This window comes from Acinetobacter sp. B-6, from assembly GCF_056930735.1.
The window spans coordinates 1-568 of the sequence record NZ_JBXPBY010000053.1 but is presented as its reverse complement, the minus strand read 5'-3'; the positions used below and the strand labels follow the sequence as shown (position 1 = coordinate 568).

Here is a 568-nt window from a genome sequence, read left to right as displayed (position 1 = left end):
CACAGCTGAGCCAAACAGCAACATTGAAATTCGCTATCCAGATGGCAGCACTGTGACGACGCCCGTGGACAGTTCAGGCAATTACGGACCGGTGACCTCAGCGATCAACCAACCGACAGGTACGGTGAGTGGTACAGTCACCGATGCTTCAGGCAACACTGGACCAAGTACCAGTACCAATTACGTTGACAACATTGATCCCGCAGCACCAGTGGTCAATGTCACAGGCAATCCAGATGGTTCGGTGAGCGTCAGTGGCACGGCTGAGCCAAACAGCAACATTGAAATCCGCTATCCAGATGGCAGCACAGTCACCACAGCGGTGGACAGTTCAGGTAATTATGGACCTGTGACTTCTGCAATCAACCAACCGACAGGTACGGTGAGTGGCACAGTGACCGATGCTTCAGGCAACACTGGACCAAGTACTAGTACCAATTACGTTGACAATATTGATCCAGTAGCACCAGTGGTCAATGTCACCGGCAATCCAGATGGTTCGGTAAGCGTCAGTGGAACGGCTGAGCCAAACAGCAACATTGAAATTCGCTATCCAGATGGCAGCACG

1 protein-coding gene is annotated in these 568 nt (G+C 51.9%); it reads left to right on the top strand.

Annotation, left to right across the window (positions count from 1 at the left end; all coding sequences use genetic code 11):
- The coding region (locus tag AC1Z3T_RS21185) for an Ig-like domain-containing protein (RefSeq protein WP_483396996.1) at nt 1-568 on the top strand (568 nt) is incomplete at both ends.